This is a genomic window from Pantoea sp. SGAir0430, from assembly GCF_043549295.1.
Window position 1 is genome coordinate 2,588,666 of the sequence record NZ_CP039427.1, and the last position, 19,131, is coordinate 2,607,796.

General features: G+C 59.1%; 20 protein-coding genes. 8 read left to right on the plus strand and 12 right to left on the minus strand.

Features of this window, described 5'->3' with window-relative positions:
• The 4 genes from ubiA to E7738_RS12365 form a co-directional block, all read right to left on the minus strand.
• Positions 1-867 (minus strand): 4-hydroxybenzoate octaprenyltransferase, encoded by an 867-nt coding sequence (ubiA, locus tag E7738_RS12350; RefSeq protein ID WP_176428066.1) that lies wholly within the window; start codon positions 865-867, stop codon positions 1-3.
• A gap of 24 nt (positions 868-891) precedes the next feature.
• Complete coding sequence (gene ubiC, locus E7738_RS12355; RefSeq protein ID WP_010616617.1) at positions 892-1,410, minus strand: chorismate lyase; 519 nt, start codon at positions 1,408-1,410, stop codon at positions 892-894.
• 92 nt (positions 1,411-1,502) lie between these two features.
• On the minus strand, positions 1,503-1,913 hold the full coding sequence (gene psiE / locus E7738_RS12360) for a phosphate-starvation-inducible protein PsiE (protein ID WP_010616618.1): 411 nt from the start codon (positions 1,911-1,913) through the stop codon (positions 1,503-1,505).
• Positions 1,914-1,983: 70 nt separating this feature from the next.
• Positions 1,984-2,682: a UTRA domain-containing protein gene (locus E7738_RS12365; RefSeq protein ID WP_021507862.1), complete on the minus strand. Its 699-nt coding sequence runs from the start codon at positions 2,680-2,682 to the stop codon at positions 1,984-1,986.
• Positions 2,683-2,908: 226 nt separating this feature from the next.
• Between E7738_RS12365 and E7738_RS12370 the strand changes: the two genes are divergently transcribed.
• The 6 genes from E7738_RS12370 (at position 2,909) to E7738_RS12395 (ending at position 9,288) form a co-directional block, all read left to right on the plus strand.
• Positions 2,909-3,970: an ABC transporter substrate-binding protein gene (locus E7738_RS12370; RefSeq protein ID WP_394515679.1), complete on the plus strand. Its 1,062-nt coding sequence runs from the start codon at positions 2,909-2,911 to the stop codon at positions 3,968-3,970.
• A gap of 141 nt (positions 3,971-4,111) precedes the next feature.
• Complete coding sequence (locus E7738_RS12375) at positions 4,112-4,921, plus strand: alkaline phosphatase family protein (RefSeq protein WP_394515680.1); 810 nt, start codon at positions 4,112-4,114, stop codon at positions 4,919-4,921.
• Positions 4,921-5,772 carry an ABC transporter permease gene (locus E7738_RS12380; RefSeq protein WP_021507865.1) on the plus strand — a complete coding sequence of 284 codons (852 nt, stop codon included), beginning with the start codon at positions 4,921-4,923 and terminating at the stop codon, positions 5,770-5,772. Before E7738_RS12375 ends, E7738_RS12380 begins: the two co-directional genes overlap by 1 nt.
• A 1-nt stretch (position 5,773) precedes the next feature.
• Positions 5,774-6,559 carry an ABC transporter permease gene (locus E7738_RS12385; protein ID WP_058757571.1) on the plus strand — a complete coding sequence of 262 codons (786 nt, stop codon included), beginning with the start codon at positions 5,774-5,776 and terminating at the stop codon, positions 6,557-6,559.
• A gap of 2 nt (positions 6,560-6,561) precedes the next feature.
• The gene (locus E7738_RS12390) at positions 6,562-7,554 is read left to right on the plus strand and encodes an ABC transporter ATP-binding protein (RefSeq protein WP_021507867.1); all 993 of its coding nucleotides are present in this window, start codon (positions 6,562-6,564) and stop codon (positions 7,552-7,554) included.
• 108 nt (positions 7,555-7,662) lie between these two features.
• Positions 7,663-9,288, plus strand: a complete 1,626-nt coding sequence (locus E7738_RS12395) for a Na/Pi cotransporter family protein (RefSeq protein WP_058757573.1) — start codon at positions 7,663-7,665, stop codon at positions 9,286-9,288.
• An 81-nt stretch (positions 9,289-9,369) separates the two neighbouring features.
• Here E7738_RS12395 and gntU read toward each other — a convergent pair whose 3' ends face one another.
• The 3 genes from gntU to gntR all read right to left on the minus strand — a co-directional run bounded on the left by gntU (position 9,370) and on the right by gntR (position 12,386).
• Complete coding sequence (gntU, locus tag E7738_RS12400; protein ID WP_021507994.1) at positions 9,370-10,710, minus strand: gluconate transporter; 1,341 nt, start codon at positions 10,708-10,710, stop codon at positions 9,370-9,372.
• 2 nt (positions 10,711-10,712) lie between these two features.
• Positions 10,713-11,249, minus strand: coding sequence for a gluconokinase (gene gntK / locus E7738_RS12405; RefSeq protein ID WP_010615889.1), 537 nt, complete (start codon positions 11,247-11,249; stop codon positions 10,713-10,715).
• Between the two features lie 141 nt (positions 11,250-11,390).
• Positions 11,391-12,386, minus strand: coding sequence for a gluconate operon transcriptional repressor GntR (gene gntR / locus E7738_RS12410; RefSeq protein ID WP_021507996.1), 996 nt, complete (start codon positions 12,384-12,386; stop codon positions 11,391-11,393).
• 346 nt (positions 12,387-12,732) lie between these two features.
• Here gntR and E7738_RS12415 point away from each other — a divergent pair, with 346 nt between their 5' ends.
• Positions 12,733-13,236, plus strand: a complete 504-nt coding sequence (locus tag E7738_RS12415; protein WP_262256555.1) for a GNAT family N-acetyltransferase — start codon at positions 12,733-12,735, stop codon at positions 13,234-13,236.
• Positions 13,237-13,293: 57 nt separating this feature from the next.
• Here the strand turns inward: E7738_RS12415 and ggt are convergent, their stop codons facing one another.
• Positions 13,294-15,045 (minus strand): gamma-glutamyltransferase, encoded by a 1,752-nt coding sequence (gene ggt / locus E7738_RS12420; protein WP_215786746.1) that lies wholly within the window; start codon positions 15,043-15,045, stop codon positions 13,294-13,296.
• Between the two features lie 203 nt (positions 15,046-15,248).
• Between ggt and E7738_RS12425 the strand changes: the two genes are divergently transcribed.
• A complete protein-coding gene (locus E7738_RS12425) occupies positions 15,249-15,545 on the plus strand; it encodes a DUF2756 domain-containing protein (RefSeq protein WP_262256557.1) in 297 nt (98 codons plus the stop codon).
• On the opposite strand, the gene ugpQ is transcribed toward E7738_RS12425, so the two are convergent.
• The 4 genes from ugpQ to ugpA are packed head-to-tail and all read right to left on the minus strand — an operon-like array spanning position 15,542 to position 19,085.
• Positions 15,542-16,285 carry a glycerophosphodiester phosphodiesterase gene (ugpQ, locus tag E7738_RS12430; RefSeq protein WP_262256558.1) on the minus strand — a complete coding sequence of 248 codons (744 nt, stop codon included), beginning with the start codon at positions 16,283-16,285 and terminating at the stop codon, positions 15,542-15,544. The genes E7738_RS12425 and ugpQ overlap by 4 nt on opposite strands.
• Positions 16,282-17,355 (minus strand): sn-glycerol-3-phosphate import ATP-binding protein UgpC, encoded by a 1,074-nt coding sequence (locus tag E7738_RS12435; RefSeq protein ID WP_262256559.1) that lies wholly within the window; start codon positions 17,353-17,355, stop codon positions 16,282-16,284. The genes ugpQ and E7738_RS12435 overlap by 4 nt, the downstream gene beginning before the upstream one ends.
• Complete coding sequence (ugpE, locus tag E7738_RS12440) at positions 17,356-18,198, minus strand: sn-glycerol-3-phosphate ABC transporter permease UgpE (RefSeq protein WP_262256560.1); 843 nt, start codon at positions 18,196-18,198, stop codon at positions 17,356-17,358. It lies immediately after the preceding gene.
• A complete protein-coding gene (gene ugpA / locus E7738_RS12445; protein WP_031279792.1) occupies positions 18,195-19,085 on the minus strand; it encodes a sn-glycerol-3-phosphate ABC transporter permease UgpA in 891 nt (296 codons plus the stop codon). The genes ugpE and ugpA overlap by 4 nt, the downstream gene beginning before the upstream one ends.
• Positions 19,086-19,131: the final 46 nt, after the last annotated feature.

Genomic DNA, 19,131 nt, shown 5'->3' on the forward strand with positions numbered 1-19,131 from the left:
TCAGAACAGCGCAACAAACGGCTGGGTATTAAGCAGCACGCCAATAAACAGCACCAGACCAACGTAGTTGTTGTTAAGGAATGCCTGGAAGCACAGCTCACGTTCACGCCCGGCAATCAGTTTCTGCTGATGCACAAACAGCCCGCCCGCCAGCAGCAGCGACCAGTAAAACGCACCGTTCAGATGCAGTAAAATGCCCACCAGTGCCATCAGGCCCAGCGCGGCCAGCTGTAACAACCCGATAATCAGCTTGTCGTAACGCCCAAAAAGAATCGCCGTGGATTTCACGCCAATCTTCAGATCGTCGTCGCGGTCAACCATGGCGTACTGGGTGTCATAAGCCACCGTCCAGCAAATATTGGCGAGAAACACCAGCCAGCAGACAAAAGGTAAGGACTCACTAACCGCCGCCCAGCCCATCGGAATCGCCCAGCCAAACGCCGCGCCCAGCACCACCTGCGGCAGATGGGTATAACGCTTCATAAAGGGATAAACCCACGCCAGCGCCAGCCCGCCAAATGACAGCAGAATGGTCATGCGGTTCATGGTCAGCACCAGCAGGAACGCCAGCAGACCGAGGCCGGCGAACAGCAGTTTCGCCTCTTTCTCCGTTACCGCGCCGCTGGCTAACGGTCGCGCGGCGGTGCGTTTCACGTGGCCGTCGACGTTACGGTCGGCGTAATCGTTGATCACGCAGCCCGCCGCACGCATCACAAACACGCCAAGTACGAACACCACCAGCACCGACAGCGGCGGAATCGCCATGCCGGATAGCCACAGCGCCCACAGGGTCGGCCACAGCAGGAGCAGCGTGCCAATCGGTTTATCAATACGCATCAGGCGACTATAGGCCTGCCATTTGCTCATGGTTAAAGTCTTTTGCACGGGGCGTTATCCTTGCTTCAGCGCGCGGTACAGCGGCGACGCCGGTAAAAACAGTTCAGTTAACAGCAGCGGTTTGCCGGACAGGCGCAGCCGCGAGCGGCGTCCCCACAGGTCATCAATCTGGCCCGGATCGATAAAATCGCGGCTCAGCGTCGAGGAGGAAAACAGGTAGCGTCCCAGTGGCCGCGTGCCGAGATTTTGCAGCATCTGTTCCGGCCCGTTCAGCGTGCTCTCCGGCACCACGGTTCGGCCAATCAGCCAGGGTTCATTGTCACCGCACAGCACGATTTCACGCAGCCAGAAGCGCGTGTCGGCAGGCAGAAACGCCGCTTCCTGCGGCATCTCATCGGCGGTAATGAACGCTTCCCGCAGCAGTTGTACGGTAACCTGCTGGCAGTGCTGCTCAAAGCGGCGCGTCATTGAGTCTTCTTCCAGCAGCCAGTCAAGCAGCGGCGGTGAAAGTAACGGGGAAGAGGCTGGCAGCCAGTGCAGTGCGCGTAACTGGCGCAGCGCGTCATGCGACATCAGGACATCTCCGGTAAAAAAGTTGCCCTAGTGTAGCGCACCGCGCTCAGCGTGACACATCTGCTTGTGCCACGCTGGCGTCGCGGGAGGAATTACTCGCGTTTCAGGCGGTTACTGTTGGCCAGCCACAGCGTCACCACCAGAATCAAAATGGCCGCCGAGTAGCACAACGTATCGAAAGGATTTTTATGATCGACAATGATCAGACGAATAATCGCCGTGATGCCGATATAGACGAAGTAGCGCAGCGGAAAGTGATAGCCGGACTGAAAGTACTTCACAATCAGCGCGATAAACTCGAAATAGAGAAAGTAGATCACAATGCCTTCGATCAGCAGATACGAAGACGCCTGCTCACCGGTGCTGAACAGCACATTCGCCAGGTGAATGGTCTCTTTACCGAGAAACACCACCAGAATAACGGCCAGAATCACCAGGCCAATGTTTAGTACCCACTGTAATACCGAAGCAATAAGCTGCCCCGCCGCTGGTTTTGTTGTCATTATTTTGCGCCTCAGATGACGAGATTCTTCTGGCGCTATCATGCTGTAATGTGATCTAAATCACAATACATCACACCTCAACATCAACGCACAGCGCGTCATAACGCCAGTACTCGCAGTCGCAGTCAATCACCCGCTTATGCTGGTCACGGTTGATACGCGTAATCAGCAGGCCGGGCGTACCGCTCGCCACGTTCAGTGCGGGCGCCGCCCGCGCCGGAAGCGGACCGGGCACAATGGTAAACCGTGCGCCGCCGTAGTGAATGCCGTAGCGCTGGTCATACAGATCGGTCAGCGAGCGGGTGAGATCTTCACGCAGCAGACCGGGAAAGAAGGCCGGATTGAGGTAATGCTCGACGTATAGCACCGCGCGGCCATCAATGCGGCGCAGGCGGCGAATGCGGTACACCTGATCGCCTTCCAGCAGTTGCAGATGACGCGCAATTGCCAGCTGCGCCGGCACCTCGCGCGCCTCCATCACCTCAGTGCTGGCAATGCGCCCCTGCTGCAGCGCCATGGCGTGAAAGTGGCTGTGATGTGCCGGGTTATAGATGAGACGCGGCGGCGCAATAAACCAGCCGCGCCGTAATTCGCGGTAGATGACGCCCTGCGCTTCCAGCAGGCCAAGCGCTTCACGCAGCGTGATGCGCGTGGTGGAATATTGTTCGCTCAACGCGCGCTCGGCCGGCAATCGTCTGGTGACAAACTCTCCGTTTTCAATCCGTTCGCATAGTGCGGCGGCGATCACATCTGCGGTTTTCGACGACATTTTTTTCAGCCTCATTTTGGGGCAAATCTGCACTATGACAGTTCGATGACTACAATGTGACAAGGCACATCCCACGCTTTAGCGCGCTGTAACCGCATGTGGAACGACGCGCCACATCCCATTTCAACACCCCGGTCATAAAACCTTCATCTATCCGGGCTACATTGGCTCGGTTCTTGCTGGACTAGACCACGACGACCCACAACTTACACCCGGAGCAATCGAGATGAAAGCGTTTATCTCTTCTGTAGTAGCCAGTGCTGTTCTGCTTGCGCTGCCCGCCGCGCATGCCGCCGATAACGATGTTGCCGCACTGGAAAAAGCCGCGCGCGCCGAAGGCCAGGTTAACAGCGTCGGTATGCCTGACACCTGGGCTAACTGGAAAGATACCTGGAACAATCTCAGCACCAAATATGGTCTGAAGCACAGCGATACCGATATGTCTTCGGCGCAGGAGCTGGCGAAGTTTGCCGCCGAGCAGGATAACGCCAGCGCCGATATCGGCGACGTGGGCGCCGCTTTCGGTCCGATTGCCGTCGCCAAAGGCGTGGCGCAACCCTATAAACCGACGCACTGGGATCAGATTCCGGCATGGGCGAAAGACGCCGATGGCAACTGGATGCTGGCCTACACCGGCACCATCGCTTTCCTGATCGACAAGCAGCAGGTGAAAGACGCACCGCACAGCTGGGCCGATCTGAAAAAAGGTAAGTATGTGGTCACTATCGGCGACGTCGGCACGGCAGCTCAGGCGGCAAATGGCGTCCTCGCCGCCAGCTATGCGCTGGGCGGTGACGAGAAGAACATCAAGCCGGCGCTGGCGTTCTTTGGCGAGCTGGCGAAACAGGGCCGCCTTGGCGTGACCGATCCGGTGATCGCCAACATCGAAAAAGGTGAGATTCAGGTCGCCGTGGTGTGGGACTTCAACGGTCTGAACTACCGCGATCAGATTGATAAAAATCGCTACGAAGTGGTGATTCCGTCGGACGGGTCCGTGACTTCTGGCTACACCACCATTATCAACAAATACGCCCGCCACCCGAACGCGGCGAAGCTGGCGCGTGAATACATTCTGTCGGATGAGGGCCAGATCAACCTGGCGAAAGGCTATGCGCGCCCGATTCGCGCCGAGCATTTAACGCTGCCAGCGGACGTGCAGGCCAAACTGCTGCCGCAGTCGGAATATAAAAATGCCCGTCCGATCAAAGATCAGGCTGCCTGGGATAAAACCTCGAAACTGCTGCCGCGTCTGTGGCAGGAGAATGTGGTTATTAACATGAAGCAGTAACGCAGACGTTTTGCCAGTCGCACATACCGTAGCGGCGCGATGTATCGCGCATCCGTTTTCCGGCAATGCGCAATACATTGCGCCGGTACCTATCACCAATTTTTACAGGGTGCGCATTCATGCGCACCTGAGGGAGCGGGGATGAAAACAATCCTGGTGGTACTCGATGGGCTGAGTAATCAGGTGGCGCAGCACGCCATGGGCTATCTGTTTGCCGAATGCAAACAGGGCAACGGCCACTATTACACGCTGACCTGCGAACTGCCGTCGCTGTCGCGTCCGCTGTACGAATGCATTCTGACCGGCATTCCGCCGGTGCGCAGCGGCATCATTCACAACGGCGTCAATCGCCTGAGCAATCAGCGCAGCATCTTCCACTATGCGCGCGACGCCGGACTCACTACCGCCGCTGCCGCTTATCACTGGGTGAGCGAACTGTATAACCGCTCGCCGTTCAACGCTGCGCGCGATCGCCACACTAACGCACCCGACCTGCCGATCCAGTACGGCCATTTCTACTGGGACGACGGTTACCCCGACTCGCATCTGTTTGAGGATGCCGAAAGCCTGCGCCTGCAGCACGATCCCGATTTCCTGCTGATTCACCCAATGAACATCGACGATGCCGGGCACAAGCACAGCCTGTCATCACCGCAGTACCGTAACCGGGCACGAATGGCGGATGGCTATCTGTCGCAGTGGATGCCCGGCTGGCTGGCCGCCGGTTATCAGGTGATTGTCACCGCCGATCACGGCATGAACGACGATCGCTCGCACGGCGGTATTCTGCCGGAAGAGACGCAGGTGCCACTGTTTGTTTTTGGCCGCGGCTTCTCGCTGCAGCCCGACCTTAAACCGCAGCAAACCGACCTGTGCGGCACCGTCTGCACCCTGCTCGGCGTCCCGCACGACAAACCGCTGTGTCGTGGTCTGCTGGCGGAGCCGCGCTGATGAAGGGCAAAACCCTGGCCTCGCTGTTGCTGCTGCCGTTCGTGCTGTTCTGGATCGCCTTCCAGCTCGCGCCGCTGCTGTGGATTGCCATCAACAGCTTCTGGAGCGATATCAATGAGCGCTGGGGCATTGATAACTACAGCGATATCCTAACTTCACCGTTCTACCTGCAGGCTTTTCGCCTGTCGCTGGATATTTCGCTGTGGTCGAGCGTTTACGGCCTGCTGATCGCGCTGCTTGCCGGTTATTCGCTGCACAAGCTCGGCACCGGCCGTTTTCAGCGCTTTTTACTGTCGTTCACCAATATGACCAGCAACTTCGCCGGCGTGCCGCTGGCCTTCGCCTTTGTCATCCTGCTCGGACTGAACGGCTGCCTGACGCTGCTGCTGCGCCACTACGGCTGGCTGGACAGCTTTAAGCTGTTTTCGCGCGACGGCATGGTGCTGGTTTACACCTGGTTCCAGATTCCGCTCGGTATTCTGCTGCTCTACCCGGCGTTTGACGGGCTGCGGAAAGACTGGGAAGAGTCGGCGGCACTGCTCGGTGCCAGCCGCTGGCGCTACTGGTGGCACATCGGCCTGCCGATTTTGTTTCCGGCGCTGCTCGGTACCTTTGTGATTTTGCTGGCCAACGCGCTGGGCGCCTACGCCACCATTTACGCGCTGACCACCGGCAACTTCAACGTGGTGCCGGTGCGCATCGCCGCGCTGGTGTCAGGCGATATCTCGCTCGATCCCAATACCGGCGGCGCGCTGGCGATGCTGCTGGTGCTGATTATGGCGCTGATTACCGTGGTGCAGCAGTATCTGGTGCGTCGCAGCTATCTGCATGCCCGCGTACAGGAGTCCTGACATGTCTCGCGTCGAAAAACTCTACCATCGCCTGATTGTCTGGCTGCTGCTGATCGTGCTCGCCGCACCGCTGCTGGCGACGCTGCTGTACGGCATCTCCAGCGAGTGGAGCGATACCATTCTGCCGCAGGGCTTTACCCTGAAGTGGCTGACGCAGTTGTGGAGCGATCCGCGCTTCCTCACCGCGCTCGGTCATTCGCTGCTGATCTGCGTGGGTGCGCTGCTGTTCTCCCTGCTGCTGGTGCTGCCTGCGATGTTTGTAATCGCTTACTACTATCCAAAACTGGACGCGGTGATGAACGTGCTGATTCTGATGCCGTTTGCCGTGCCGCCGGTAGTCTCGTCGGTCGGGCTGCTGCAGCTCTACTCCTCGGGCCCGCTGATGCTGACCGGCACGCCATGGATTCTCATCGGCTGTTACTTCACCATTGCGTTGCCGTTTATCTACCGCGCCATTGCCAACAATATGCAGGCCATCAACCTGAAAGAGCTGATTGACGCGGCTCATCTGCTGGGCGCCAGCACCTGGCAGGCAGCCCTGTTTGTGGTGCTGCCAAATCTGCGCAAAGGGGTGTTCATTGCCGTGCTGCTCTCCTTCTCCTTTCTGATTGGTGAGTTTGTCTTTGCTAACCTGCTGGTCGGCACCCGCTATGAAACGCTGCAGGTTTATCTCTACAACATGCGCAACGGCAGCGGGCATTTCACCAGCGCGCTGGTGATCTCTTATTTTGCGGTTGTCCTGCTGGTCACCTGGCTGGCCAATGCCCTCAATCCTGAACGAGGCTGACCATGAGTTACCTGAACGTTACCCAACTGAATAAAAGCTACGGCCCGACCACCATTTTTGAAAACATCGATTTCAGCGCCGACGAAGGTGAGTTTGTCACCCTGCTCGGCCCGAGCGGCTGCGGCAAGTCGACACTGCTGCGCTGCATCGCCGGCCTGACCGATGTCGACAGCGGCACCATTCTGCTGCAGGGCCAGGATCTGGTGCCGTTGCCGCCGCAGAAACGTACCATTGGCATGGTGTTCCAGAGCTATGCGCTGTTTCCCAATATGACGGTAGAGAAGAACGTCGCCTTTGGCCTGAAGATGCAGAAACTGCCCGCCGGCGAGATTCAGCAACGCGTGATGGAAGCGCTGGCGCTGGTGGAGCTGACCGACTTCGCGCGCCGCTATCCACACCAGCTGTCGGGTGGTCAGTGTCAGCGTGTGGCGCTGGCGCGCTCGCTGGTGACGCGGCCGCGCCTGCTGCTGCTGGATGAACCGCTGTCGGCGCTGGACGCCCGCATTCGCCGCCATCTGCGCGAGCAGATTCGCCACATTCAGCAGGAGCTGAAGCTGACCACCATTTTTGTCACCCACGATCAGGAAGAGGCGCTGACGCTGTCGGACCGGATTGTGCTGATGAATCGCGGTCGCATTGTACAAAACGGCAACGCGGAAACGCTCTATACCCAGCCGGTGGATCTGTTCGCCGCCGGCTTTATTGGTAACTACAACCTGCTGAGCGCCGAACAGGCAACGCAGCTGACCGGCCAGCCGTTCAGCAGCCAGGTGGCGATTCGTCCGGAATCCATCCAGCTGTGCGCACCGCAGGCGGGCATCGCGGCCACCATTCTCAGCCATAGCCTGCTCGGGAACGTGATCCGCTATCGCGTGCTGGCGAATCAGGTCGAGTTGTCGGTGGATGTGCTCAACCGCAGCGTGGCAGATTTACACCCCGCCGGCATGCAGATTGGACTACAGTTAGAGATGTCGACGTTGCGCCAGGTCGCTTAAATTAAACGAAAAATTGGCAACGCAGCGCGACGCAGGTATTTATCGGCTGTGCTTATCGCCAGGCAGGCAGCCGCCTGTTTTCTGCCTGGCGCATAGGAGCCTTTATTCGTGCTAACCCTGCTTAACCTTCTCTCCGCCGTCGCCCTGCTGGTATGGGGCACCCACATTGTCCGCACCGGCGTGATGCGCGTGTACGGTGCCGATCTGCGTCGCGTGTTAAGCCGCAGCGTGGAAAAAAAACCGATGGCGTTTCTTGCCGGGATCGGCGTTACCGCGCTGGTGCAGAGCAGTAACGCCACCACGTTATTAGTCACCTCGTTTGTGGCGCAGAATCTGGTCAGCCTGACGCCCGCGCTGGTGGTGGTGCTGGGAGCCGACGTCGGTACCGCCATCATGGCGCGCATCCTGACCTTCGATCTCTCCTGGCTGTCGCCGCTGTTTATCTTTTTTGGCGTGGTATTTTTCCTCAGCCGCAAACAGACGCGCGCCGGTCAGATCGGACGCGCGGCCATCGGCCTCGGGCTGATTCTGCTGGCGCTGCAGCTGATTGTCGCCGCCGCCAAACCCATTACGCAGGCCGCCGGCGTGCAGGTACTGTTCTCAACGCTGACCGGCGATATCATGCTGGATGCGCTGATTGGCGCGGTATTCGCCATCATCAGCTACTCCAGCCTGGCTGCGGTGCTGATTACCGCCACGCTGACCGCCACCGGCGTTATCTCGTTCAAAGTGGCGCTGTGTCTGGTGATTGGCGCTAACCTCGGCAGCGGCTTGCTGGCGATGATCAACGCCAGCGGATCGAATGCTGCCGGCAAGCGGGTGGCGCTCGGTAGCCTGTTGTTCAAGCTGATTGGCAGCATCGTTATTTTGCCGTTTGTCGATTACATCGCCGACCTGCTGGATAAGCTGCCGGTTAACGATGAAGAGATGGTGATCTTCTTCCACGTGTTCTACAACCTGGTGCGCTGTCTGGTGATGGTGCCGTTTGCCGAACCGATGGCGCGCCTGTGCCGCCGCATGATCGCCGACGATGCGGAAAACCAGACCCATCTCAAACCTAAGCACCTCGACAGCAGCGCGCTGGATACCCCGGCGCTGGCGCTGGCCAACGCGGCGCGGGAGACGCTGCGCATTGGCGATGTGGTGGAGCAGATGCTGGAGAGCTTCAACAAGGTGGTGATGGGCGAACTGCGCGAGGAGCGGGCAGTGCGGCGGCTGGATGATGATGTGGACGTGCTGTACACCGCCATTAAGCTCTATCTGGCGCGCATGCCGAAGGAGGATCTGGCGGAAGAGGATTCACGCCGCTGGGCCGAGGTGATTGAGATGGCGCTGAATCTGGAGCAGGCAGGCGACATTATCGAGCGCATGAGCGCCGACGTGGCGGACAAATCGCTGCAGGCGCGCCGGGCGTTTTCGCCGGAAGGGCTGGAGGAGCTGAATTCGCTGCAGGAGCAGGTGCTAAGCAACCTGCGCCTGAGCCTGTCGGTGTTTCTGTCGCACGACGTCAGCAGCGCCAAGCGCCTGCGCCGTGCCAAGCACCGTTTCCGCATCCTGATTCGCCGTTATTCCCACGCCCACGTCGAGCGCCTGCACCGGCAGAATGTGCAAAGCATCGAGACCAGTTCGCTGCATCTGGGTTTGCTGGGAGATATGAAGCGCCTGAATTCGCTGTTCTGCGCGGTGGCGTACACCGTGCTGGATCAGCCGGACGATGAGCGCGAGGTGGATTGATCATTTTTACAACGCGCGATAAATCGCGCCGCTACAGGCTGTGCATTAATCTGTAACGGCGCAATTTATTGCGCATTGCCATTACGACAACAAACTAAACGCGATCATCCCGACGATGGCGCCGGTGGTGCCGAGAATCGTCTCCATCAGCGTCCAGGTCTTCAGCGTCTCGCCTTCGGTGGCACCGGTGAAGCGGCCGAACAGCCAGAAACCGGCATCGTTGACGTGGCTGATAATAATCGAGCCGCCGCCGATGCAGATCGACAGCGCCGCCAGCTGCGCACCGCTGTAATGCAACGGTTCAATCACCGGCATCACCAGCCCGACGGTGGTTAAACAGGCCACCGTGGCCGAGCCCTGAATCACCCGAATCGCGCCGGAGAGAATAAAACAGGCCAGCGCAATCGGCATGCCGGCACCGGTCAGCGCGTGGCCCAGCACCGGGCCAACGCCGGAATCCACCAGCACCTGTTTGAACACGCCGCCCGCACCAATCACCAGCAGAATAATCCCCGCCGGTTGCAGCGCGCTGCCGCATACCTGCATCACCTTCTCTTTATCCATGCCCTGACGGTAAGCCAGGCCGTAAATCGCTACCAGCAGCGCCAGCAGGATGGCGGTAAACGGATGGCCGATAAACTCCAGCCATGCATACAGACGTGAATCCGGTGTGGTAAAGCGCGCGCCGATGGTTTTCAGCCCGACCAGCAGCAGCGGGAACAGAATCAGCGACAGGCTAAAGCCAAACGACGGCAGCTGGCCCTCGCTGACGTCCGGCTGATGATCTTCCGGCGGCGCGCTGAAAGTCACATGGCGCGCAATCAGGTTGCCGAACAGCGGACCGGCAATCAGCATGCCGGGAATCGCCGCGCACAATCCCAGCAGAATCATCCAGCCAAAGTCAGCGTGCATCTGCGCTGCCAGCAGCATCGGTGCCGGTCCGGGCAGCAAAAAGGCCGCCGCGGCGGCGACGCCGGCAAACAGCGGGATCACCAGTTTAACCAGATTATCGTGGGTACGACGTGCCACCGCGAAGGCGATGCTGATCAACAACACCACGGCCACTTCAAAGAACAGCGGCAGCGCACAGATCAGCCCGGCAATGCCCATCGCATAGTGCGCGCGCCGCTCGCCAAAGGTTTTCAGCATGCGAATGGCGATCTGATCGACCGCACCGGTTTCATGCAGAATTTTGCCGAACATGGCGCCCAGCGCCACCACAATGGCGAGAAAGCCGAGCGTGCCGCCCATGCCTTTTTGCATGGTCTCGGCAATTTTATCCAGCGGCATACCGGAGAACAGACCGGCACCCATCGATACTAACATCAGGGCGACAAAGGCGTGCATCCGCGCTTTCATCACCAAAAACAGCAGCAGCAGGACAGAGCCTGCTGCGGTTAACACCAGCGTTGCGGTACTCATGACTAGCCCTTGTTGATTGCGCCCTCGATGGTCGCAACCGTGGCCGCAACTACCTCATCCAGTGAGTGATTGATATCGACAACCAGCACATCCGGCTCGTCGGCACCCGGTTCCTGCAGGGTTTCAAACTGCGTCACCAGCATCTGCGGTTTGAAGAAGTGGCCTTTGCGCGCCTTGAGACGAGACTCGATGGTGGCAAAATCACCCTTCAGATAGATGAATTTCAGGTTGTGATTGCCCTGACGCAGGATGTCGCGATAGGACTTCTTCAGCGCCGAACAGACGATGATCGAGATCGCCTGGGTGCGCTGCATCGCGAACGCCGCATCATTCAGCGCCTGCAGCCACGGCTGGCGATCATCGTCGTTCAGCGGATGGCCTTCCGCCATTTTGGTGATGTTGCTGCGCGGATGCAGGAAATCACCATCCAGAAACGCGGTGCTGAGCTGATGAGACACCTGATTGGCGACGGCAGACTTTCCGCTGCCGGAAACACCCATCAGGATAAAGACGTGGTGCGATGGAGATGGCGTGGTCATGGTTTTGCGCTCCGGCAGCTTAAGCTGCCAATGTTACCGATAACAATTTTGATTGCCATTGTCCGAGCGCGCTCAGACGCTGGCAACCCTTGTCAGGCGGAAAAGCACGAAAGTGTGAACTGGCTCAAAAAATCGCCAAAATCAGATGCTGCCACCTTCGGCAATCTCAAAACCGACATCCAGCGGCGCGGTCACGCTGCGATCGCCGCCAATCCGCGCCAGCAGCATGGCGGCTGATTCACGCCCCATGCGTTCGCGTGGCGTCAGCACCGTAGCCAGCCGCGGATTGACCACCTGCGTGATGTCGTGGCCGTGAAAACCGGCGATCGCCATCTGCTCCGGCACGCGCAACCCCTGGCGCTGGCACTCAAACATCGCGCCTACCGCCAGGTCATCATTGGTACAGAACAGGCTGTCAGTGTGCGGATAGCGCTTCTGCGCCTCGCGCAGAAGCTGAGCACCGGCGCTGAAGGAGGAGGCATCTTCCATCATGACGCTGTGCGGCGTCAGCCCGGCTTCGCGCATCGCCTGTTCGTAGCCCTGCTGCTTTTGCAGCGTACGCTCATCGAGGCGCGCGCCCAGATAGACGGTGTGACGATGGCCTTTCCTGAGGATAGCATGCGTCATCTGCCGCGCCGCCTCGACGTTGTCGAAGCCTACGGCCATATCAAGGCACGGCGTGACGCAATCCATCATTTCGATTACCGGAATGCCCGCCACTTCCAGCATGCGCAGCGTGCCCGGCGTGTGGGAACGTTCGGTGAGGATCACGCCATCAATGTTCCAGCCCAGCAGCGAACGCAGCTGCAGCTCCTCTTTGTGCGGGTTATAGCCGAAGTGCGCCACCAGCGTCTGATAGCCCGCTTCATCGGTCACGGTTTCAATGCCGCGCAGCACGTCGGCAAATACCTGGTTGGTGAGCGAGGGCAGCAGCACGCCAATCGCGCGGCTGGTGGCGTTAGAGAGCATGTCGGGCGCACGGTTAGGGATATAGCCGAGTTCATCCAGCGCCACGGCGATTTTATCGCGCAGCGCCGCAGAGACCTGATCGGGGTTCCGCAGGTAGCGGCTGACGGTCATTTTTGTGATGCCGACGCGATCGGCAACATCCTGTAATACCGGTCTTTTCTTCTTCATCGTGTGCGCCTGAGGTCAGAGATACGCTGAGTTTATCATTTTTTTGTCATGTTATGCCGTTGCGGCCACGGAAGGAGAAGAGGGATAAAATGCTGAGGACGGCGTTCGGCTGAGGCGCAGGCAAAAAAAAGCCAGCACCCGAGCTGGCTAAGAAACACTGGAAGCAATGTGAGCAATGTCGTGCTTACCCGGTTTGTCAGGAGACGCTGCCGGATTCGCGTTGACAATAATAATCATTATCATTCTCGCCTGTAAAGCCCTTTCCCGATTTTTTTACCGTTGACGTTGCGCGCGAATTCCCTGATGTTAAAGGGGATTTCATTCACTGAGTGCAAGGAGCTGCTTTATGAGTCAGGTTACTGTTCGTCACGCAACGCCCGAAGATGCCGCCGTTCTGACGCGTATCTATAGCCAGCCGGAAACCCAGGCGGGCACGCTGCATCTGCCGTATCAGTCACCGTCACTCTGGCAGGAGCGGCTCGCGAATCCCCGTCCCCATGTCACCATGCTGGTGGCCTGTATTGACGGGCAGGTTGTCGGTCAGCTGACGCTGGAAGTGATGGCGGTGGCACGCCGCCGTCACTGCGCCACTATCGGCATGGGCGTTGATCCGGCATTCCATCGGCGCGGCGTGGGTAAAGCGCTGATGGCGGCGATGGTGGATCTGTGCGACAACTGGCTGCAGGTCACGCGGATTGAACTGACGGTGTTTGCGGATAATTACCAGGCCATGGGTTTGTATCAGCAGTTTGGTTTTGAGATTGAAGGTACCGCCAGAGGTTTCGCGGTCCGCGACGGCCAGATGATCGATACGCACTACATGGCGCGTCTGAAAGAGAATGCGCGATGAATCGCGCCGCTACCGGCCGGTGCACGGTGAGGTAGCGGCGCAATTTATTGCGCGACGTTAATACCCGGCACTCAAATCATCCACCGAGCGCGGGTCGGACGCGCCGTAGCGCATGCCGTCCGGGCCAATCATGATGCTCTGCGTGCTGCCCATCGCCGGCAGCACTTTCACATGCTGACCTTTTGCTTCCAGCAGACGCAGCGTATCCGGGCTGAAGCCCTTCTCGACGCGCAGCTGATCCGGCAGCCACTGATGGTGGAAGCGCGGCGCATTGGTGGCTTCCGCCACGTTCATGCCGAAATCGATACTGTTCACCACCATTTGCAGCACGGTGGTGATAATCCGACTGCCGCCCGGGCTGCCGGTCACCAGCCAGGTTTTACCGTCTTTCGCCACAATGGTTGGCGACATCGATGACAGCGGACGTTTGGCCGGCTGAATCGCGTTCGCCTCACCGCCCACCAGGCCATAGACGTTTGGCGTGCCCGGCTTGGCGGAGAAATCATCCATTTCATTGTTCATCAGAATGCCGCTGTTACCGGCCACCACGCCGCTGCCAAAGTAGGTATTCAGCGTGTAGGTCACCGCCACCGCGTTGCCGTCTTTATCCACCACCGAGAAGTGGGTAGTTTGATTGCTCTCGTACGGTGCCAGCTTGCCGGGCTTGATGTCCGCTGAGGGGCGCGCCTTGTTGACGTCAATCTGCTGGGCCAGCGTTTTGGCGTAGGCTTTGCTGGTCAGCGCCTGCTGTGGCACCTTAACGAAGTCGGGATCGCCGAGATACTCGGAGCGGTCGGCGTAGGCATATTTTTCCGCTTCGGCCATAACCTGCATCGCGTCCGCGCTGCCGAAGCCCCATTTCGCCAGGTCGAAGTTTTCCAGGATATTGAGGATCTGCACAATATGAATGCCACCGGACGACGGTGGCGGCATGGAGAACACCTCGTAGCCACGGTAGCTGCCGCTTACCGGCTTGCGTTCCACTGCGCGGTAGGCCGCCAGATCCGCCTTGCCAATCAGTCCGCCGTGCTGCGCCATTTCGGCAGCGATCTCATCGGCAATTTTGCCTTTGTAGAAAGCATCCGGCCCCTGTTGGGCAATCAGCTGCAGGCTGTGCGCGAGGTTTTTCTGCACCAGGCGATCGCCCTTCTGGTAAGGCTGACCGTCGGCTTTGTAGAAAATGGCGCGACTGTTGTCGTGGTTGATCAGGTTCTCTTTACCGTAGGTAGCGAGATCGTCAGCCAGCGCATCGTTAACGATGATGCCGTCGCGCGCCAGTTTGATCGCCGGCGCCAGCAGCGTGCTGAGCGGCAGCGTGCCGTACTTCTGCGCCGCCAGGGCAAAACCGGCTACGGTTCCCGGCGTGCCGGAAGCCAGATGAGAAGTGAGTGATAACTTACTATCCGCGTTGCCCTGCTTATCCAGGAACATATCGCGCGAGGCACGCGCCGGCGCCATCTCGCGGAAATCAATGGCGGTGGTGCGGCCGGCAGCGGTGCGCAGCAGCATAAAGCCGCCACCGCCCAGGTTACCCGCCTGCGGGTGAGTGACCGCCAGCGCAAAGCCCACCGCAATCGCTGCATCTACCGCGTTACCCCCCTGTTTGAGGATATCGACGCCAACCCGGGTTGCCATGGCGTCCACTGACGCAACCATCCCGTGCTGCGCTTTCACCGGATGAAAGGTGTCGCTGTCGACGCCATATGACACCGGCGGTGCGCTGGCTGGCACCGCCTGCGCCCCCTGCACCACGGTAAAACTCATTAACAGCGCCCAGCCGAACTGGCGCACACCGTTATGTATCCTCATCCCGCCACCATCCTTTCAGTTGTTTACATTTGTTATTGATTGCTGCAAGTGTTTGCAAATACTGTAAAAAAGATAGCAGTTAAGCCAAATTAGGTGCACTCCTGGTTTTGGGGTTTGTGATATCGCATAAACTTATGGTTGCGGCGGTTGCTGCCGGGTGGCGAGCAACCTCACACAGCAGGCCGCACTGATGGAGGAACACCATGAAAAAATGGCTGATTGTTATCGCGGCACTGATGCCGCTGAGTGGCATGGCGAACATGCTGAACAACACTAACCAACCGAATCAACCCGGCTATAACCCAAGCCAGCAGCGGATGCAGACGCGCATGCAGGTCCAGCAGCAGCAACAGCAGCAGCAGTTGCGTCAGGATCAGCAGCAGCAAAATCAGGAGATGCAGCGTAAGCTGCAGGAGCGGCGCGATAGCGCCCGGCAGCGCGTGATTCAGTCGCAGCCAGGCCAGCAGAACAGCAATACACAATCGCAGTACGGCAATTAACGGAAGTCCGGGCCGATAGCATCAATGCGATCGGTACAGATGGCATCCACGCCCCAGCTCAGCAGCTCGCGCGCCCGTGCGGGCTGATTCACGGTATACACCAGAATACGCAGACCGGCGGCTTTAAGCGCGGCGGTGCGTCCGGCGTCCAGCAAGCGATGATTTAAATGGATGGAGACACAATCGAGCGCGGCGGTCAGCGCCTGCCAGTCGTCGTGCCACTCATCCAGCAGCAGGCCGCGCGGCAGCTCCGGCGCGGCCTGCATTGCCGCTTTCAGCGCCGCGTACGAGAACGAGGACAGCAGCGGTGCCGTTTGTCCCTGCCACAGCGTTCGTGCGGCCAGCGCCACATCACGTCCGGTTTCCACCTCGGTACCACTGCTGGGTTTGATCTCAATGTTGGCCATCATCTGATGGTGGCGGCAGCGCGCGGCCACCTCGCTCAGCAATGCCAGCGGTTCACCGTCAAATTCACGGCTAAACCAGCTGCCGGCATCCAGCTGCGCCAGCTGCTGCCACGGCAGATCGCCCGCCACGCCCCAGCCGTTGCTGGTGCGGTCCAGCGTGTCATCGTGCAGCAGGAAAATCTGCTTATCCTGTGACAGTTTGGCGTCGAATTCGATCATGGTATGACCGTAGTGCGCGCCGACATCAATCGCCGCCAGGGTGTTTTCCGGGGCCAGCTTGCCGCCGCCGCGATGCGCAACAATGTGCGGATAGGGCCAGTTTTTTACACTCATTCCAGACGCTTTCCATGGGTAGAATCGAAGAAGTGTAACGCATCTGGCGGCAGTTGTAGCCACAGGCTGCTGCCAGCCTGCGGCCGATCGCTATGCGGCAAACGCACCACCAGCCGCGTGTTGCCAATGTGGCCATGCGCAAGATTGTCCGCGCCGAGGATCTCCAGCGTATCCACCACCAGCGGCACACCGCCGGCCTCACGGCTGCTGAGCTGAATATGCTCGGGACGAATGCCGAGCGTCAGCGGACGGTTGGCCCATCGCGCTTTGCCGGCGCCGAGCGGCAGGCTGTTGAGCGCGTCGAGCGTAAAGCGCGAGCCATCGCTATTGATCTGACCGGGTAGCAGGTTCATCGCCGGCGCGCCAATGAACGACGCAACAAACTGACTGGCCGGACGCTCATACACCTCCACCGGCGTGCCCACCTGCTCCACCACGCCTTTATTCATCACCATCACGCGCTGCGCCAGCGTCATGGCTTCAACCTGATCGTGCGTGACGTACAGGCTGGTGGTTTTCAGCCGGCGGTGCAGTTGCTGTAGCTCCAGACGCATCTGCACGCGCAGGCGCGCATCCAGGTTCGACAGCGGCTCATCAAACAGAAACACCGCCGGTTCCCGCACGATGGCGCGGCCCATGGCCACGCGCTGACGCTGGCCGCCGGAGAGCTCGCGCGGACGGCGCTGCAACAGGTGATCAAGCTCCAGACTGCGCGCCGCATCCATCACCCGCTGGGTAATCTGTTCTTTGCCCATGCCGCGGATCTTCAGGCCGTAAGCCATGTTCTCTCCCACCGTCATGTGCGGGTAGAGCGCGTAATTCTGGAATACCATGGCGATGCCGCGATCTTTCGGCTCCATGTCGGTGACGCGCCGATCATCAATGTAGATATCGCCCGAGGTGACGCGCTCCAGCCCGGCCACCATGCGCAGCAGCGTCGATTTTCCACAGCCGGATGGGCCGACCATCACCATAAATTCACCGTCATTGATGGTGATGTTCAGCGGCTGAATGATTTGGTTTTTGCCGTCATACGATTTCGTAACGGTCTGAAGGGTTACCGCTGCCATCTATTTCTCACTCTCCACCAGGCCACGCACAAAGGCGCGCTGCATCACAAGCACCACCACCACCGGTGGAATCAGGGTTAATAACATCGCCGCCATCACTTCGTTCCACTGCGTCGGACCGCCGCTGGTGTTGATCATACTTTTCACCCCCGCCACGGCAGTGCTCAGTCCGGCATCGTTGATGATCAACAGCGGCCACAGATACTGGTTCCAGCCGTAAATAAAGGTGATGACAAACAGCGCGGCGAGATTGGTTTTTGACAGCGGCAGCACGATATCCCAGAAAAAACGCATCGGACTGGCGCCGTCAATGCGCGCCGCTTCAATCAGCTCATCCGGCAGCGACATAAAAAACTGGCGGAACAGGAACGTGGCGGTCGCGGAGGCCATCAGCGGCAATGTCAGACCGCTGTAACTGTCCAGCATGTGCAGCGTGGAGATCACCTCCACCGTCGGGAAAATACGCACTTCTACCGGCAGCATCAGGGTGATGAAGATCAGCCAGAAAAACAGCGTGCGCAGCGGAAAGCGAAACCACACCAGCGCATAAGCTGAGAGCATCGACACCGTGATTTTGCCCACGGTGATGCCCAGCGCCATGATCAGGCTGTTCAGCATCATCAGGCCAAACGCCGCGCTGCCGTTGACGCCATCGCGCCAGATGTGGGTGATGTTATCGATAAGATGCGGGCCGGGCACCAGCGTCATCGGCACCTGATACACCGCGTTGTTATCCAGCGTCGCGGCGACAAACGCCACGTACAGCGGGAACAGAATGGTCAGCACCCCCAGCGCCAGCAGCGTGTGGGCGAAGATATCCAGCCCGCGTCGGTTTTCAATCATTGGTATTGCACCTTACGCTCGACAAAGCGGAATTGCAGAATGGTCAGCCCGATAACCAGCAGCATCAGCACCACCGACTGCGCGGCGGACGACGAGAGATCGAGCCCGGTGAAGCCTTCGCGGTAGATTTTGTAGATCAGCGTGGTGGTGGCCTGTACCGGCCCGCCGCCGGTGGCAGCATCAATCACCGGGAAAGTGTCGAAAAAGGCGTAAACCAGATTCACCACCAGCAGGAAAAAGCTGACCGGCGTAATCAGCGGCAGTGACAGATTAAAGAAACGGCGCACCGGTCCGGCACCGTCAATCGCCGCGGCTTCCACCAGCGATTTAGGAATGGACTGCAGCGCGGCAAAGAAAAACAGGAAGTTGTAGCTCATTTGCTGCCAGATCGACGCAAGTACAATCAGGAACATCGCCTGACCGCTGTTCTGCGCATAGTTCCAGTTGTAGCCAAGCTGGTTCAGCAGATGGCTGAACAGCCCCAGCCCCGGATTGAACAGGAACATCCACAGCACCGCCGCAACCACCGGCGCTACCGCATAGGGCAGCAGCAGCAGCGTCTGATAGAGCTTTTTCAGCCGGATAACGTAATCCACCAGCGCCGCCAGCAGCAGCGAGAATGTCATGCCGCATACCGTCACCAGCGCGCTAAACACGAGGGTGGTCCAGAACGAATCAAGGTAGTAGTCGTCACTGAACAGGCGGCGGAAGTTATCAAGGCCAACAAAGGTGCTGGAGATGCCAAACGGATCGATGCTTTGCAGCGAGTACCACAGCGCCTCTCCGGCGGGCCAGAGAAAAAAGATCGCGGTGATCGCCAGCTGCGGGGCCACCAGCAGATACGGCAACAAACGGGCGCGGAAAACCGGACGTGATGATGAGGACATAGCAGGCTCGTCAGAAAGAGACAGCGGGACGGACTTACCGTCCATC

Excerpts from the sequence above, each read along its gene's own strand:
- E7738_RS12370 (WP_394515679.1), top strand. The coding sequence starts at position 2,909 with ATGAAAGCGTTTATCTCTTCTGTAGTAGCCAGTGCTGTTCTGCTTGCG.
- E7738_RS12365 (WP_021507862.1), bottom strand. The coding sequence starts at position 2,682 with ATGTCGTCGAAAACCGCAGATGTGATCGCCGCCGCACTATGCGAACGG.
- gntU (WP_021507994.1), bottom strand. The coding sequence starts at position 10,710 with ATGAGTACCGCAACGCTGGTGTTAACCGCAGCAGGCTCTGTCCTGCTG.
- gntK (WP_010615889.1), bottom strand. The coding sequence starts at position 11,249 with ATGACCACGCCATCTCCATCGCACCACGTCTTTATCCTGATGGGTGTT.
- ubiA (WP_176428066.1), bottom strand. The coding sequence starts at position 867 with ATGAGCAAATGGCAGGCCTATAGTCGCCTGATGCGTATTGATAAACCG.
- E7738_RS12425 (WP_262256557.1), top strand. The coding sequence starts at position 15,249 with ATGAAAAAATGGCTGATTGTTATCGCGGCACTGATGCCGCTGAGTGGC.
- ggt (WP_215786746.1), bottom strand. The coding sequence starts at position 15,045 with ATGAGGATACATAACGGTGTGCGCCAGTTCGGCTGGGCGCTGTTAATG.
- E7738_RS12435 (WP_262256559.1), bottom strand. The coding sequence starts at position 17,355 with ATGGCAGCGGTAACCCTTCAGACCGTTACGAAATCGTATGACGGCAAA.
- E7738_RS12415 (WP_262256555.1), top strand. The coding sequence starts at position 12,733 with ATGAGTCAGGTTACTGTTCGTCACGCAACGCCCGAAGATGCCGCCGTT.
- ubiC (WP_010616617.1), bottom strand. The coding sequence starts at position 1,410 with ATGTCGCATGACGCGCTGCGCCAGTTACGCGCACTGCACTGGCTGCCA.
- ugpQ (WP_262256558.1), bottom strand. The coding sequence starts at position 16,285 with ATGAGTGTAAAAAACTGGCCCTATCCGCACATTGTTGCGCATCGCGGC.
- E7738_RS12385 (WP_058757571.1), top strand. The coding sequence starts at position 5,774 with ATGTCTCGCGTCGAAAAACTCTACCATCGCCTGATTGTCTGGCTGCTG.
- E7738_RS12380 (WP_021507865.1), top strand. The coding sequence starts at position 4,921 with ATGAAGGGCAAAACCCTGGCCTCGCTGTTGCTGCTGCCGTTCGTGCTG.
- gntR (WP_021507996.1), bottom strand. The coding sequence starts at position 12,386 with ATGAAGAAGAAAAGACCGGTATTACAGGATGTTGCCGATCGCGTCGGC.
- ugpA (WP_031279792.1), bottom strand. The coding sequence starts at position 19,085 with ATGTCCTCATCATCACGTCCGGTTTTCCGCGCCCGTTTGTTGCCGTAT.
- E7738_RS12390 (WP_021507867.1), top strand. The coding sequence starts at position 6,562 with ATGAGTTACCTGAACGTTACCCAACTGAATAAAAGCTACGGCCCGACC.
- psiE (WP_010616618.1), bottom strand. The coding sequence starts at position 1,913 with ATGACAACAAAACCAGCGGCGGGGCAGCTTATTGCTTCGGTATTACAG.
- ugpE (WP_262256560.1), bottom strand. The coding sequence starts at position 18,198 with ATGATTGAAAACCGACGCGGGCTGGATATCTTCGCCCACACGCTGCTG.
- E7738_RS12375 (WP_394515680.1), top strand. The coding sequence starts at position 4,112 with ATGAAAACAATCCTGGTGGTACTCGATGGGCTGAGTAATCAGGTGGCG.